The sequence below is a fragment of the Urbifossiella limnaea genome (assembly GCF_007747215.1).
In the GTDB taxonomy this organism is placed as follows: Bacteria; Planctomycetota; Planctomycetia; order Gemmatales; family Gemmataceae; genus Urbifossiella; species Urbifossiella limnaea.
In genome coordinates this window covers 2,366,490-2,380,391 of record NZ_CP036273.1, presented here as the reverse complement: position 1 = coordinate 2,380,391, position 13,902 = coordinate 2,366,490, and the positions used below count along the sequence as shown (strand labels likewise).

The following is a 13,902-nucleotide window of genomic DNA, read 5'->3' as shown; positions in this document are numbered from 1 at the left end:
GGCCCCGGCTCATCAGCGCCGCCCCGTTCACCGCACCCGCACGCACATTCTGATCCCGGCGCGGACACGTTACAATCCCAGATGTGAACCCCGCCAGCACGGACCGTGTCGTGGCCGTCGCTCCCGGTATCGCAACATGAGCGTGGCGTTCTTCTGCCGGTCCCGGCCGCGGGTGGCGTGGTCGAGGAACTGCCCCCGGTGCCGGTTGGGGACGGTGAAGGTGCGCACGGGGGCGGCGTACTCCCGGTTCTGGTACTGCACGGCGGGAGGATGCGGGTGGGCGTGCTGGCGGCCGCCGGCCGGGATGAACTGCCCGACGTGCCGGTCCAGGATGATCTGGTCTCACAGCAGGTTGTCGGTCGGCTGCCCCGGGTGCGGGCTCCGGGTGGCACTCCGACGATCCACGGAGAAGGACAACTGACCCCGCCCGCCACGCCGGCGGCGAGTACCCCTTGTGGCACTCTAACTTCGCCCGGGTCGATGCCACCACCCGGGCCGAATTACCCCCCACTAACCTCGCCGGGGAATCGGCGCGGGAGGCATCGACGAGTTTCGGCTGACGCCCCCGCAACCGTCCCCAAAATCCCCCGAGTGAGAAGCTCGTCAGAGGGCGAATAAGGATCAGGACCGAAGCGGGGCAACGACCGAACTGTTGCACAACCACTGGGGACACCGACCCCGACGTGACCGCGGTCGCGGCGTGCTGGCTGCACCTTTCAAAGACTATCCGTGGCGCCGGTTTGGCGAAGTTGCAAGCCGGTATCGAAAGGCAGTGAACGGCTTTTGATTTCGACGCCCTGAACGCTCATAAATTCTCACAAAAGCCTCGATTCCCACGGCGATCGCAGGTGCGGCGGTAAGGCCGCGCCGTCCTGAAAAAACCCGATATCGGAGTACCCTGTAGCGTGGATCGGAGGGCCACCCATGCCGCTGTTCGTCGAGTACGTCCGCCCCGCCTGGCGCATCTCCCGTGACGGCCCCCGGGACTTCTCGGGAGGCGAGTTCTGGGGCAGGTTGAGCGTCGGCGCCCGTGTCGTCGAGTGGGCACTGAACGACGACGACAGCGTGACCGTGAGGCACCCGGGTTGCCGCGGGATACTCGCCGCGCTGGCCGGCCAACCGTCGGAGCCTCAGCGCTATCGCGTTTGCACGGTGAAGGCGCCCGCGGCGCACGGCGGCGAGCGGACGTGGTGGGCGTGTCCCGGGTGCGGCCGCCGCTGCGGGCTGCTGTTCCTCATCGTGGGCCGGGATCGGCTCGGGTGCCGGCGGTGCTGCCGGCTGGTTTACCGGTCGCAGTACCGGCCGCGGGGGGTGGGGAGCCGTCGCCGCGGGTAGAGGCGACGGGAGAGGCACTCACCGACGCCGGGGCGTTCGGGCGGGATGTTGCATTTTGCCTCCGGTTCGGGTCGAATTAAGTCCCGCCTGCGTTTCCCACCCGCGGACCGCACCCATGCCCACCCCCACCCGCCGCGGAGCGCTCGTCGCCGGGGCGTCCGGTTTCCTCGGCCTGTCGCTCGCCGACCTGTTCCGGGCCGAGGCCGCCCTCGGGTCGTCCACATCGGTGAAGGCCGTCATCAACGTCCACCTCGACGGCGGCCCGCCGCAGCACGACACCATCGACCCGAAGCCGGACGCGCCGGCCGAGGTCCGCGGCGAGTTCAGGTCGATCGCCACAGCCCTGCCCGGGGTCCGGGTGTCGGAGCTGATGCCGAACGTGGCCCGCGCCGCCGGCCGGTTCGCGTTCGTGCGGTCGCTCGTTGGGTCGGCCGGGGCGCACGACGCCTTCCAGTGCCAGTCGGGTTTCCCGGCGGCCGACCTGCGGACCGTCGGCGGGCGGCCGGCGCTCGGGTGCGTGGTGGCGAAGCTGCGGGGCTCGCCGGCCGACCCGGTGCCGGCGTTCGTCGACGTGATGCAGGGCCGGCCGTTCGTCCGGAACAGCGCCCGGCCCGGGTTCCTCGGCCCGTCCGCCGCCCCGTTCCGGCCGGACGTGTCGGCGCTGTTCCCGCGGGAGCTCGAAGCCGGGATGAAGGCCGAACTCGCCGCCCGGGGGGAGCACCACGCCGTCCGCCTGACGCTCGCCGACGGGCTCACCCTCGACCGGCTCGACGACCGGGCGGCGCTGCTCGCCGGCATCGACGATACCCGCCGCGACCTCGACGCGACCGGCACGATGGCCGCGGTGGACGACTTCAACCGGCAGGCGCTGGCGGTGCTTACGTCCGGCCGGCTGGCCGCCGCGCTCGACCTCGGGAAGGAGCCGGCCCGAGTGCAGGCCCGGTACGTCCCGCCGCCGGGCGGGGGCGAGCGGTCGGTCACGAGCGAGGGCGAGGCGGCCGGGCGAAAGCTGCTGCTCGCCCGTCGGCTGGTCGAGGCCGGGGTGCGGTGCGTGAGCGTGTCGTTCAGCGACTTCGACACCCACTCGAAGAACTTCCCGCGGATGCGGAACCTCGTCCCGGTCGTCGATCACGCCCTCGCCGCCCTTGTCGAAGACCTGGCCGACCGGGGGATGCTCGGGGACGTGGCGGTGGTGGCGTGGGGCGAGTTCGGCCGGACCCCGCGGGTGAACAAGGACGGCGGCCGGGACCACTGGCCCGAGGTGGGGCCGGCGCTGCTCGCCGGCGGCGGCATCCGGGGCGGGGTCGTGGTCGGCGAGACGGACCGGCTCGGGGGGAAAGTGGCATCCCGGCCGGTGTCGTACCAGGAGGTGTTCGCCACCCTGTACCACTGCCTCGGCATCCCCGCCGGCCGCACCACGCTCCTCGACCCCACCGGCCGCCCGCAGCACCTGCTCGACCACGCCGACCCCATCCGGGAGCTGGTGTAACCCGCGGGTTGCGACCGTCCGACACCCGCCGCCGGGCCCGGGCTCTGCGGTGCCGCGGTCGCACCCGCGAAGCTCGCCGCCGAACAAAACCGAACACCTGAAAACGATCGCGGCGAAGTCCGCAGGGCTGGCCGCCGGACAAAACCCGACACCAAAAAAGTCGGCCGCGACCGAGGTCGTCAGGACATGGTCGTCCCACGTCGAAGTTTCGCCACAGCTTTCCGCCAGTCAACTCGTCCGCCCGTCTTGGCAAGTTCTTGCCTTCTCGCCGCCTCTTGCGCACAATCGACACCTCAACGCCCGGCGGCTCACCCAGACGCATCCCGCCGCCCGCTCCTCACACGGGGTGTGATCCGTGCTCGATGCCTCCTCGCCCGACCCGGTCCTGGTGGCCGGGCTCAACGCCGCCCTCTCCGGTCCGCAGCCGTTAGTGGCGAAGGGTGTAAAGACCCCTTCGCCGGGGCTGTTCCCGGGTAACGCCGCCGGGAAGAAAGCGGGCGCGGAAGCGATCGAGCACGGACTCCTCGAGGAGTTCACGGAGTCTCAAACCGTCACGACCACGACCCGCGGCAAGTCGAAAACGAAGATCATGCCGGTGACGCTGGCACGGCTCACGTCGGCGGGCCAAAAGTTCGTGCTCGATGCCATCAGCCCGAAGGCAGCGCTCGAGGCACTACTCCCCGCGGTCCAGCAGCTCGGCGCCGCGCCACCCCCGCCCAACCCCGAAGCGTTCCGGGCTGCCGTTGCCGACGCCACCGCGGCGTGCGTCACGGCGATCCGCGAAGCGTTCGAGGGGCTCCAACAGAAGTTGATTGCAGCCCTCCGTGAACCGCTCGACGGACTGCATCAGAAGGTGGTCGCCGCGCTCCCGCCGCCGGCGACAACGGTAGCCGACCCGGCGCCGGTGCTAGCGACACTGCACACAGCGATTGAGAAGGCCACGCTGGCAGCGGAGCGGAGTACCGGCGCTTCGGCCAGTCCGCCGCCCGCCATCCCGGCTCCCGCCCCGGCAGGCACGGACGCGAAGGCGATCGGCGACGACATCGTCAGCCTTGTCGATCAGTCGAACCGCGACCGGGCCGTCGGCTGCGACTTCGGCGAGCTGTACGATGCCCTCGAGCGCCGCCACCCCACGCTCACCATCGGCGTGTTTCACGACACCCTGCGGGCGCTGGACGACGCCAACCTCATCCGGCTGAGCGGGTGGTCGCGGATGCTCGACGACATGCCCCGGCCGGAACTGGCCCTCTTCGTCTCGCACAAGGTGATGTACTATGCCCAGCCCGCCCGCTGACCCCGCGACGGCCGCCGCGCTGGACCGGCTGCGGCAGGGCGTGAACCCGTTCGCGTCCCAGGTCACGACCGTCGGCACCGCGGAGGAAAGTCTCCTCAGCGGCGTGCCGGCGTTCGCCGCGCCCCAGCTCGCCGAGCTGTTGGAAGTCATCGGCCAGTACCGGGCCGGCACCGCCACCACCCGGGCGTACCCGGTGATCGGCGACCGCGGCGCCGGGAAGACGCACCTGTTCCACACGCTCCGGGCCGAGCTCCGACGGCAGGCCGCGGAGGCGGGCGACGAGACGCTGCTCGTCGTCGTCGATCGGCTGTCCCCGGGGATGGACGCGATCGACTACCTCCTGTGGCAGATCGTCAACCACTTCCTCGCCCACCGCGGCGACGGCGGGCGCCTACTCGGTGACATCGCCGGCCGGCTCACGGCAAGGCTGCTCGGCGAAGCCCTCCGCCAGCTGGCCCCCCACCAGCGGGCCGAGTTGACCCCGGCCGGCGGGTTCTGGTCGAAACTTGGGATCGGCGGCGGCGCCCAGACGCAGGCACGGCTCGATGCGGTTGAGAAGCTGGTGCAGGCGTGCGGCGTGAAGCACCCGACCCCCGATATGATCCGCGGGGCTGTGGACGAAGCGCGCATTAAACCTGAGACGGCGCTCGGGGTAGTCGTTCAGCACCTCGACCGGACCGAGTCGAAGGACGTGGTCGGCTGGCTCCGCAAGGAACTCTACGGCCGGCTCGCCCTGGTCGTGTTGCTCGACGACCGCGAACCCTTCCAAGACCTCCACCAGGGCGACATCGAGGACGCCCCGGCGAACGTGAAGAACGCCGGCAATCTCGGCCGGCGGCTGCTGGAGACGTGGCTCGAACTGCTGGCCAACCTGTCGATCCCCGTGGTGGTGGTGTTCGACCAACTCGAGGACTACGTCAACTCGCCGGACAAAGAACAGGAGCGGATGAACAAGGCGTTCTTTTCCGACTCCACCGCCAAGTTCATCAACGAGTTGCGAAACGTCTGCCTCCTGATCTTCGCGGAGCTCGGTTTCTGGCAGGATTTGCTGAACAACGCAGAAGGCTATGTCCGGGAGCGGCTAACCCAACCATTCATACTCCCCGGTCGCCCGTCAAAGTCGGCTCTATACATGCCGGTGAAGGCTGAGCCAGGGGTCGTCGTCGAGTTGATCCGCCAGCGCCTCCGCGTCCACTACTCGGACCTCGACCTGACCGGCCTCGACGACACGTTCCCGTTCGACGCAAAGGACGTGAAGAAGTTCGCCGCGGAGCCGAGCATCCGGTTGTGCCTGCGGGCGATGGGCAAGCGCTACGACGACATCGTCCACAAGCCCGCGCCGATCGGTCCCGGCCCGACGCTGCCGCCGACACCGCCGCCGCCCCGCGACCTCAAACGAGTTCTCGCCGAGCTGTGGAAGGACATGCTCGTCCGCGCCGAGCGGGACATTGAGAATGAGGAGTCGGTCGGCACGCCGTTCATCCCGAAGGTGCAGAACGCGCTCGACGGCTGGCTTCAGTGCCTCCACCAACACCGGCTCACCGGGTCGGGGGCGTGGCAGAAGGTCGAGCTCGTCACCAACACCAAGCTCGGCGCCTACGGCTACCTCACGGTCATCCGCACCGACGGGCCGAACAAGCCCGGGCTCGGCATCGCCGCATGGCTGGGGCAGGCGAAGGGCCAGCCCTACGACTTGCGGCAGCGCCTGACGTACTTCAAGCTCAACCCCTGCCCGATCAACCGGCTTGTCCTGTTGCGGCAGGATGGTGAGGCCGCGCTCAAGGGGCAGGCGACGAAGGACGCCTACGAGAAGGCCGAGAAGGAAGGCCGGGACGTGCGCGTCGTCCCCTACGAGCCCCGGCACCTGCACGCCCTGATGGCCTTCACGCCGTGGCTACAGGCCGCGTCGGCGGAGGTGGCCGGCGCGAAGGAAACCGACACCGCCGCCGACACCGCGTTCCGCGACTACCTCGCCGAGCTGTCGCGGGAGTTGCTCGGCTGGATCGACGCCTGGCGGCTGCCGAAGGGGAAGGCGTGACGCCCGCCGACCCGACCGCCGCCCCCGACCCTCCGCCGTCACTGCGGCTCCGCGGGCCGGCCCGGCTCGACATCATCCTGCGCACCGGCCGGTGCCCGGACATGGGCCGGCGCCGCGTCCACGTCCGGGCCGGGCGGACGCTCGTCGTCCGCGTCGTCCCGCCCGTCTCGAGAGCACGGATCGAGGTGACGGCCGAGCCGCCGCTGCTCCCCGTGGTCCCCGCTCACCGCGTCGGCAGCGGGCCGGCGCCAACATACCACGCCGAGTACATCGGCCACACCACCGGCAAGCTCAGCCCGCTGCCGACGACGGTTTGTCTGCGGGTGGTGGTGATCGACGGCCAACACGACCCGTTCCGCCTCACGATCCCCGTGACCATCTGGCCGTCGGTCGGCACGCTGGTGTTGTGGTGGGTGGCCGCGTACTTGGGAATCGTCGGGCTGCGGTGGCGGGACACCCTGGCGCACGGCCAGTCGGTGTGGGACGTGTTCCCCCAGATCGGCGCCGACCTGCCGTATCTGTCGGGTCTGTTGATCCTGGGCGTGGTCGTGCTCGTCCCGCTCCGGCTCGCCGGGTGGGCGATGACGATCGGCGACCCCGGCGGGGATGACTCCTGACGCTCCGGCACCTGGGGGGGGTCGGAAGTGTGGGGCTTCACGCCATAGACCGGCTGGGCACCGGCGCAGGAAATTCGTCTTGGCACCCTAAAAGGCTGCGGTGGCGTCCGTGGCCGACCTTGCCAGCCATCTCGACCCCGCAACCGGCCTTCCACCACCGCCAATCTCTCGCCAAAATGGTGATGCTGGGTCGCGGCCCGACTGATCCCCGGGCAGCTCTACGCGGTCGGCCGGGGTCGTCGTCGCACTCACCGACGGCACCGGCCGACCGGCCCGGCGCCGTGAGTGCCAGCATGTCCAATGAACATGTCGTGCCGAAGCACTTCACGGTTGATCATGCCGTAATGGTGGAACAAAAGGAACGGGAGCTGGAAGAGCAAGCCCGTCGCAAAGGCGCTTACGCTGAGTTCCTGAGTCGCTTCCATGCGATGACGGCGCAGTCAGCCGATACGGTGCGGGCGGCTCGCCTCTACAACCTTCACTTCTCCGCCCCCCCGCATGACCAGTGGGTTGCTGAGAGGGCCGATGCGCTGCTTACCGCTGCGGAGGCACTCGCCGACCTCTGGGATCACCTCGGGGCGTACACCGACGAAACGGCCCACATCAATCAACCCGCCCTCTACAGACTCGCACAACTTCTCAATTTCGCCCGGCGACGCGATCGAGATGGAGTGGTGAAAACTCTGCAGACGGTGCTATCGCGGGAAATCGCGCAAACACTGTTGCAGGGCATGAACAGCCGACTCAACAGCCTGATCGACGAACTGCCGCAAGTGTGTCTCCGACGCTTTCGACTGCAGCGGAGGTCTCTCTTCCCAGATTATCCAACCTTGTTCCAATTTGAGTTCGACGCCGACGAACAGATCGACGATCAGGGCAACGTAATCCCAAAGCCCAAGACCGTCGGTGAATTCCTGGAGTACGCCGAGCGGAGAGTACGCAGGCGTGCTTCTCTCCTCAAGCTTCGAGATCAACACGCCACTGACACTGCTACTTGGAACACAATCGAGACGCAGATCGAGCAGGAAGGTACGATCTATCTCGGTAGTTTCCCCGGTAGTCGGGAGCTATTCGCCGAGATGGAGCGGGTTCACGGCCCGGACACGGATATCCTGTTTCTGCGTACAGTAGTCGATAAACTGTCAACCGGTGGTGAAAATGCGTGCGACTGGCCGATCAGCAGGTTGATCGATGTTTATAAGCAAATCGACGATTCAGCACAGCCTCAGCGGGACAGCTCGGGGGGATCGGACCATGACGATCTCTGTCGTGGCCAGAGTGAGGAGCGGGAGGGGGGTAAGGAGGCGTCTCGAGTTAAAGGCAAGTTCGCTATCCGTTTCGAGGCCGACACCGTCAGCATCACCGCGTTCGGCCTCACCCGTACCCGACCACTCTTGGGCGGGTATCACGACTTGGCCGAACTCCTCCAGCAACCGAACAAGTCAGTGAGCGCAGATGACCTTCACGGCAAGTCACGCCATCGCTCGGGACGCCAGACCTCGGGTAGAGGTGGCAGTACGACAAGAGAGTTGGCCAACGAGGCCGGATTAGTGGAACGGCCACCGCTCCCGCTGGAGAAATCCGACTCGACGGCGACGGCACAATTGCTCGAACGCAAACGAGTGCAGACAGAGAACCGTGCTAAGTACCTGGCCGAGATCGCCGATGGCGGCACCGAGGCTGAGCTAAACGACTCGAGAGCCGCACTGGCGAAAACCACCGACGAGTTGACCCAGATCGACGCCTACCTGAGAGAGAACACGCATGGGGGCGAACCGAAAAAGGTGGTCAAGAGCCGGAGCGCCCCGACCGCGACGCTCAAGCGGATCAATACGGCTCGCGAAGACCTGAATAAGCACGGCCACCCCGATCTTTACGATCACCTCATCCGGTGCATCCAGCCCGACGGTAGCGGGAGCGGATACGTGTACCGACCGACTGAAGACCCTTGTAGGAATGTCGCCGGCTGGGAAGTGACCCACGTTACGTCCGACGTAACGCGTACCTAACGAAGTGTGACTTCCGGTGTGCGGCCTATCTGGCATGCAACGGCCGGCCACGGGGTACATCGGGTGCCCTGGTCCGGTCGTGCGGCCCGATGAGGCGGCACAATGCCGACCCACGACCCCGTTCCCCCCGTACTCGACGCCCTGGCCGACGCCAGCCTCGACCTCCCCGACGTTGCCAAGCTGATCAAGGTGAGCGACCGGACCGCCCGGCGGCTCGACGCCGAGCGGGCGGTCCCCGGCCGGTTTACCATCGGTCGGCTCGTCCGCTACCACCGGGAGCTTGTCCTGGAGTGGATCGTCGCCGGCTGCCCTGTCCCCGATGCCGGGAAGGGGGTGACCCGTGGCTGAGTTCACCCCCAACCCCACGCTCCTCGGGCGGCTGTACCTTCTGACCCGTGCCGCGCTTCGCCAACCGATCATCAGCGCCGACGACGCCGTCCTGCCGGACGAACTGGCCGGCTTGCGGAAGGGCAACGGTAAGCTCGTCGGCATCGCCTTCTCGCTCGCGCACCGCAAGGGGTGGATTCGACCCGTCCCGGCCCCCGCTGGCAACCGGCTGTCAAAGAAGTCGGCCCGCAACCGCCGGGCGTGTGGCTCGGTCGAGCTCTGGTGCCGTACGGAACTCACCGCCGACGCCTTCAACATGATCGGCCGCCTGCTGGTCAACCGGCCCCAGCCCCGCGACCTGTTCGACGACATCGACTAACCCCCAGCGGCGGCCGGCACCTTCGCCGGCCGCCGCTACTTCCATCACTCATTCAGCTGGGCGCGTCCCGGCCCCGGAGACTGCATGACCACGAACCCGTACACGCCCCGCCCCGGGGCTCCCGAGCGGCACGGCGGCGTGCCCAACACCCCCGACCGTCTGGCCGTGGACCAGTGCGAGGCCGCCCGGCTGTCCGGGCTCAGCGCGAAGACGCTCGGCCGGCTCGCCGACCGCGGCGAGCGGGTGGGGCGGATCAAGATCGGCCGGCGGGTGATGTACCACCTGGCCACGATGCGGGCGTGGCTGGCCGCCCGTGCGAGCGGCCACGTCCAGCGCCACGACGCGGAAGGGGGTGGCCAGTGACCACGCCCAACGCGTTGCTCGCCGCGGCGATCGCCTACGCCGCCCGCGGCTGGCCCGTGCTCGCACTTCACAACCCCGTGAACGGCGGCTGTAGTTGTCGCAAAGCCGACTGCGCGCAGGTCGGGAAGCACCCCCGAACCGCGCACGGCGTCAAGGACGCCACCATCGACGAGGTGACGATCCGCGGCTGGTGGCGGAAGTGGCCGGACGCCAACGTCGGCGTGGCGACCGGCGCCGCGGCGGGAATCTGGATGCTCGGCCCCGACGGCGACGCGGGGCTGGCCGACCTGGCCCGGCTGATCGACGAGCACGGCCCCGTGCCGCCGACGCGCCGCGGCCGGTCCGGCTCCGGGGGCGCGCACCTCGTCCTCAACTGGCCGGCCGACGGGGTGCCGCTGACGAACCGCAAAAACCACCGCGGGCTCAGAATCGACGTTCGCGGCGAGGGCGGTTACTTCGTGGCGCCGCCGTCGGCCAACGCCATCGGCGCCTACGCCTGGACCGATGCCCGCGACCCCGCCGACGCGCCGGCGTGGCTGCTGGCGTGGGTGCGCGGTACATCGCTCAAGCTCACCGCCACGCCCCGGCCGGGGGCGGAGGAGCGGGCGCGGGCGTACCTCAAGAAATGCGACGGGGCGGTGAGCGGGCAGGACGGCCACGGGCAGACGTTCGCCGTGGCCCGGGCACTCGCCTGGGGGTTCGCCCTCCCCGACGACGTGGTGCTGCGGTTGCTGCGCGACGACTACAACCCGCGCTGTACGCCCCCGTGGTCCGAGGCCGAGCTCGCCCACAAAGCGGCGGACGCCGCCACGAGGGACTACGGCAAGCCCCGCGGCTACCTACTCGACGCCGACGACGGTGGTGGTGGTCGTGCGGCGAGCTCCGCCCAGTCGGCCGAGACGCCGCCCCCGGGGTGGGCGCCGCCGGTGCCGCTGCCGACCCTCCCCCCGGTCCCCGAGTTCCCGCTCGCCGTCTTCCCCGAGAAGGTGGCCGACTACTGGCGGGCCGCGGCCGAGTCGTTGCACGTCCCGGTGGATTACGTCGCCGTGCCGGGGTTGACTCTCCTCGGGGCCGCGGTCGGCCGGTCGCGGGCGGCGGAGGTGAAGCCCGGGTACACGGAGGTGCCGCTGCTCTGGGTCGTCGTCGTCGCGCCGCCCGGCAGCACCAAGTCGGCGTCCCTGGGGAGCGCCCGGGCGCCGCTGGTCAAGGCCGAGCGGGTGTGGGCCGACGCGCACCGCAAGGAGATGTCGCTGTTCGACGCCGAGGCCGACCGCCACGCCGCCCGGATGAAGGAGTGGAAGACCGGGGGGTGCGAGGGCGAGCCGCCGACGCCGCCGCGGCGGCCGGTGCTTCGGCAGGCCACGCTCGACGACACGACCACCGAGGCCGCGGCGAAGGTGCTGGCCGACAACCCCCGCGGCGTGGCGGTGGTGAAGGACGAGTTGTCCGCGTTCGTCCGCAGCATGGACCAGTACAAGGGCGGGAAGGGCGCCGACCGGCAGTTCTGGCTCAGCGCCTGGGCCGGCGCGACGGCGAAGGTGAACCGGGCGAAGGACCACGCCGCGGGGCCGCTGGTGATCCCGCACCCGTTCGTCGCCGTGTGCGGGATGCTGTGCCCTGACGCCCTGGCCGAGCTCCGCGGCGACAATCGCCACGGTGACGCCCCCGGCGACGGGTTCCTCGACCGATTCTTGTTCTCGTTCCCGGACCCGCTGCCGGCCGTGGCCGAGACGTTCGCCACGGTCCCCGAGGCGCTGGCCGTCGGGTACGCGGAGGTGGTGCTCGACCTGCTCGGGATGGAGATGGTCCCCGAGACGGACGGCCCCGGCTCGACGCCGCACTACCGGCCCTACTTCGTGCGGCTCAGCCCGATGGCGCGGACGGCGTGGCAGGAGTTTACCGACGCGGTCGCCACCCGGATGAACGCCCTGGACACGTCCGACCCGTTCCGCGGCGTGCTGTCCAAGCTCCGCGGCTACGGCGCCCGCTTCGCGGCGCTGCTGTGGTCGGTCCGCCGGGTCTGCGGGCCGGGCGGGTCCGAGGAACCGATCGACGTGGACGTGGTGGCCGGCGCGTCGGCCCTGGTGGACTACTTCATCGCGCACGCCGCCCGCGCCCACGGCCGCGGGTGGGCGGACAAGTCGGGCCGCGTTGCGCGGCGGCTCCTGGCGCGGCTGGTGCGCCACCCCGAGGTGGCGGCGTTCACCCGCACGCAAGCGTTTCAGTGGGTCAAGGACAAGGGCGACGTGGCCTCGGCGGCGGTGCTGACGCCGGTGTTCGCGCTGCTGGTGGACCACGGCTACATCCGCCCCGTGAACCGCCCCGAGAACGTCCGCCCCGGGCCGATTCCCGAGACGTACGAGGTGAACCCGAGTTGGAACCGCGCCACCTGGGAATGAGCCCCCAAAGTCACCCGAGCTCGGCGACGACGACACCAGCCGCGGCCGAACTCGGGGGACTTTGGGGACGGCTTCGGGTGGCGGCGGGCGGGAGCGTTCGACTACCGAGCTGGCGCGCCGCGGTGGCCGCCGGTATGATTCACCATCCTTTGGCCGTGCCGGCGGGATGCGACCTGAGAACCGCACCCGCCGGCCGGCCGTTCTCAGAAGGGCACAACTCGATGGCCAGCATCAGCACCGACAACGGCGGCAACGTCCGCATCCTGTTCGCCGCCCCCGGCGGGGGGCGGAAGACGATCTACCTCGGGAAGGTGACGCAGAAGGTCGCCGCCGCGGTCAAGCTCCGGGTCGAGGCGCTGGTCGGCAGCATCGCCGCCGGGGCGCCGGTCGATCCGCAGACGGCGGCGTGGACAGCCAGCATTCCCGACGACCTCGCCGAGAAGCTTGCCGCCGTGGGGCTGATGGCCGAGCGGCCGAAGGCAGTGATGCTGGCGGGGCTGCTGGCGCTCTACGCGGCCGAGAAGGAAGCGAAGAACAAGAGCGGCACGCAGACCAACCACAACACCATCACCAACGACCTCCTCGGGTTCTTCAGCGCCGACGCCGACCCCCGCACGCTCACCAGCGCACACGGCGAGCGCTTCCTCGACCACCTCAAAGGGCGGGGGCTGGCCGGCGCGACGGTGGCCCGCCGCGTCCGGCGATGCCGATCGATCTTCGCGTTCGCGGTGAAGAAGAAGCTCGTTCCCGCCAACCCGTTCGCGGAGGTGAAGGCCGCATCCCCGCTCCCGGCCGACCGCAAGGTCTACGTCACCGCCGCCGACGTGGTGCGCGCCATCGGGTTCGCGTCGCCGGTGTGGCGCACGATCATCGCGCTGTCGCGGTTCGGCGGGCTGCGGTGCCCCAGCGAGACGCTGAAGCTGCGGTGGGCCGACGTGGACCTCGCCGGCGGGCGGATGATGGTTCCGAACCCGAAGACCGAGAACGCCACGGGGAAGGCGTACCGCGTCGCGCCGATCTTCGCCGCGCTGCGGCCGTACCTGGAGGACGCGGCCGAGCTCGCCCCCGCCGGCACCGTGTACGTCGTGAGCGGGACGTGGGCCGACGAGCAGCGGGCGCGGGCGGAGGGGCCGGCGGAGTGGGTGAACATCAACCTGCGGACGCAGTTCCTGCGGATCATCAAGCGGGCCGGGCTGACGCCGTGGCCGAAGCTGTTCCACCAGCTCCGGGCGAGCTGCGAGACGGACCTGTTGGCCGAGTTCCCGATTTCGGCGGTGACGGAGTGGCTGGGGCACTCGCCCGAGGTGGCGCTCCGCCACTACGCCCGGGTGCCCGACCACCTGTTCGAGCGGGCGGCGGCGGTGGCGTCGAAGGGCGACGCAGAATCCGACGCAGCGACGACGCAGATTCCGACGCAGACGGGAGCGGACGCAAAACGACCGGGGCGGACAAGATCGGCAGAAGTGCTTACAGGGCAAGCGTTCTGTCCGATCGAGTCCGCCCCGGTCTTCTCACGTCCGTCTGACTCAGTGACCCTGCGGGGATTCGAACCCCGGTCTCAACCTTGAAAGGGTCGTGTCCTAGGCCTCTAGACGACAGGGCCACGTCGCTGGCACTCGCCTGGACCGACCCAAATAACTTAGCGTTCGCAC

At 69.7% G+C, this 13,902-nt stretch carries 11 protein-coding genes and 1 tRNA gene; 11 read left to right on the top strand and 1 reads right to left on the bottom strand.

Translation table 11 applies throughout. From position 1 onward, the window contains the following. Positions 1 to 924: 924 nt before the first annotated feature. The 11 genes from ETAA1_RS09480 (at position 925) to ETAA1_RS33800 (ending at position 13,818) form a co-directional block, all read left to right on the top strand. A complete protein-coding gene (locus ETAA1_RS09480) occupies positions 925 to 1,335 on the top strand; it encodes a hypothetical protein (protein ID WP_145236805.1) in 411 nt (136 codons plus the stop codon). Positions 1,336 to 1,450: 115 nt separating this feature from the next. Further along, entirely contained in the window at positions 1,451 to 2,824 is a 1,374-nt protein-coding gene (locus ETAA1_RS09475) for a DUF1501 domain-containing protein (RefSeq protein WP_145236802.1), read from the top strand. 355 nt (positions 2,825 to 3,179) lie between these two features. Continuing rightward, the gene (locus ETAA1_RS09470) at positions 3,180 to 4,118 is read left to right on the top strand and encodes a hypothetical protein (protein ID WP_145236800.1); all 939 of its coding nucleotides are present in this window, start codon (positions 3,180 to 3,182) and stop codon (positions 4,116 to 4,118) included. Beyond that, entirely contained in the window at positions 4,099 to 6,156 is a 2,058-nt protein-coding gene (locus ETAA1_RS09465) for a hypothetical protein (RefSeq protein ID WP_145236797.1), read from the top strand. The genes ETAA1_RS09470 and ETAA1_RS09465 overlap by 20 nt, the downstream gene beginning before the upstream one ends. Beyond that, entirely contained in the window at positions 6,153 to 6,773 is a 621-nt protein-coding gene (locus ETAA1_RS09460; RefSeq protein ID WP_145236794.1) for a hypothetical protein, read from the top strand. The genes ETAA1_RS09465 and ETAA1_RS09460 overlap by 4 nt, the downstream gene beginning before the upstream one ends. A gap of 281 nt (positions 6,774 to 7,054) precedes the next feature. Next, positions 7,055 to 8,782 carry a hypothetical protein gene (locus ETAA1_RS09455; RefSeq protein ID WP_145236791.1) on the top strand — a complete coding sequence of 576 codons (1,728 nt, stop codon included), beginning with the start codon at positions 7,055 to 7,057 and terminating at the stop codon, positions 8,780 to 8,782. Positions 8,783 to 8,884: 102 nt separating this feature from the next. Continuing rightward, positions 8,885 to 9,130: a helix-turn-helix transcriptional regulator gene (locus tag ETAA1_RS09450; RefSeq protein WP_145236788.1), complete on the top strand. Its 246-nt coding sequence runs from the start codon at positions 8,885 to 8,887 to the stop codon at positions 9,128 to 9,130. Next, complete coding sequence (locus tag ETAA1_RS31785) at positions 9,123 to 9,488, top strand: hypothetical protein (RefSeq protein ID WP_202920794.1); 366 nt, start codon at positions 9,123 to 9,125, stop codon at positions 9,486 to 9,488. The genes ETAA1_RS09450 and ETAA1_RS31785 overlap by 8 nt, the downstream gene beginning before the upstream one ends. 84 nt (positions 9,489 to 9,572) lie before the next feature. Then, on the top strand, positions 9,573 to 9,851 hold the full coding sequence (locus ETAA1_RS31780; protein WP_202920793.1) for a helix-turn-helix domain-containing protein: 279 nt from the start codon (positions 9,573 to 9,575) through the stop codon (positions 9,849 to 9,851). Continuing rightward, a complete protein-coding gene (locus tag ETAA1_RS09445; RefSeq protein WP_202920792.1) occupies positions 9,848 to 12,250 on the top strand; it encodes a DUF3987 domain-containing protein in 2,403 nt (800 codons plus the stop codon). Before ETAA1_RS31780 ends, ETAA1_RS09445 begins: the two co-directional genes overlap by 4 nt. Beyond that, positions 12,247 to 13,818: a tyrosine-type recombinase/integrase gene (locus tag ETAA1_RS33800; RefSeq protein ID WP_145244610.1), complete on the top strand. Its 1,572-nt coding sequence runs from the start codon at positions 12,247 to 12,249 to the stop codon at positions 13,816 to 13,818. Before ETAA1_RS09445 ends, ETAA1_RS33800 begins: the two co-directional genes overlap by 4 nt. Here the strand turns inward: ETAA1_RS33800 and ETAA1_RS09435 are convergent. Next, positions 13,781 to 13,853: transfer RNA gene (locus ETAA1_RS09435), tRNA-Glu, on the bottom strand. The two genes, ETAA1_RS33800 and ETAA1_RS09435, sit on opposite strands and share 38 nt — an antisense overlap. Between the last annotated feature and the right edge of the window lie 49 nt (positions 13,854 to 13,902).

Coding starts and splice junctions, on each gene's coding strand:
- ETAA1_RS31780 (WP_202920793.1), top strand. CDS start 9,573: ATGACCACGAACCCGTACACGCCCCGCCCCGGGGCTCCCGAGCGGCAC.
- ETAA1_RS09480 (WP_145236805.1), top strand. CDS start 925: ATGCCGCTGTTCGTCGAGTACGTCCGCCCCGCCTGGCGCATCTCCCGT.
- ETAA1_RS09450 (WP_145236788.1), top strand. CDS start 8,885: ATGCCGACCCACGACCCCGTTCCCCCCGTACTCGACGCCCTGGCCGAC.
- ETAA1_RS09465 (WP_145236797.1), top strand. CDS start 4,099: ATGCCCAGCCCGCCCGCTGACCCCGCGACGGCCGCCGCGCTGGACCGG.
- ETAA1_RS33800 (WP_145244610.1), top strand. CDS start 12,247: ATGAGCCCCCAAAGTCACCCGAGCTCGGCGACGACGACACCAGCCGCG.
- ETAA1_RS09475 (WP_145236802.1), top strand. CDS start 1,451: ATGCCCACCCCCACCCGCCGCGGAGCGCTCGTCGCCGGGGCGTCCGGT.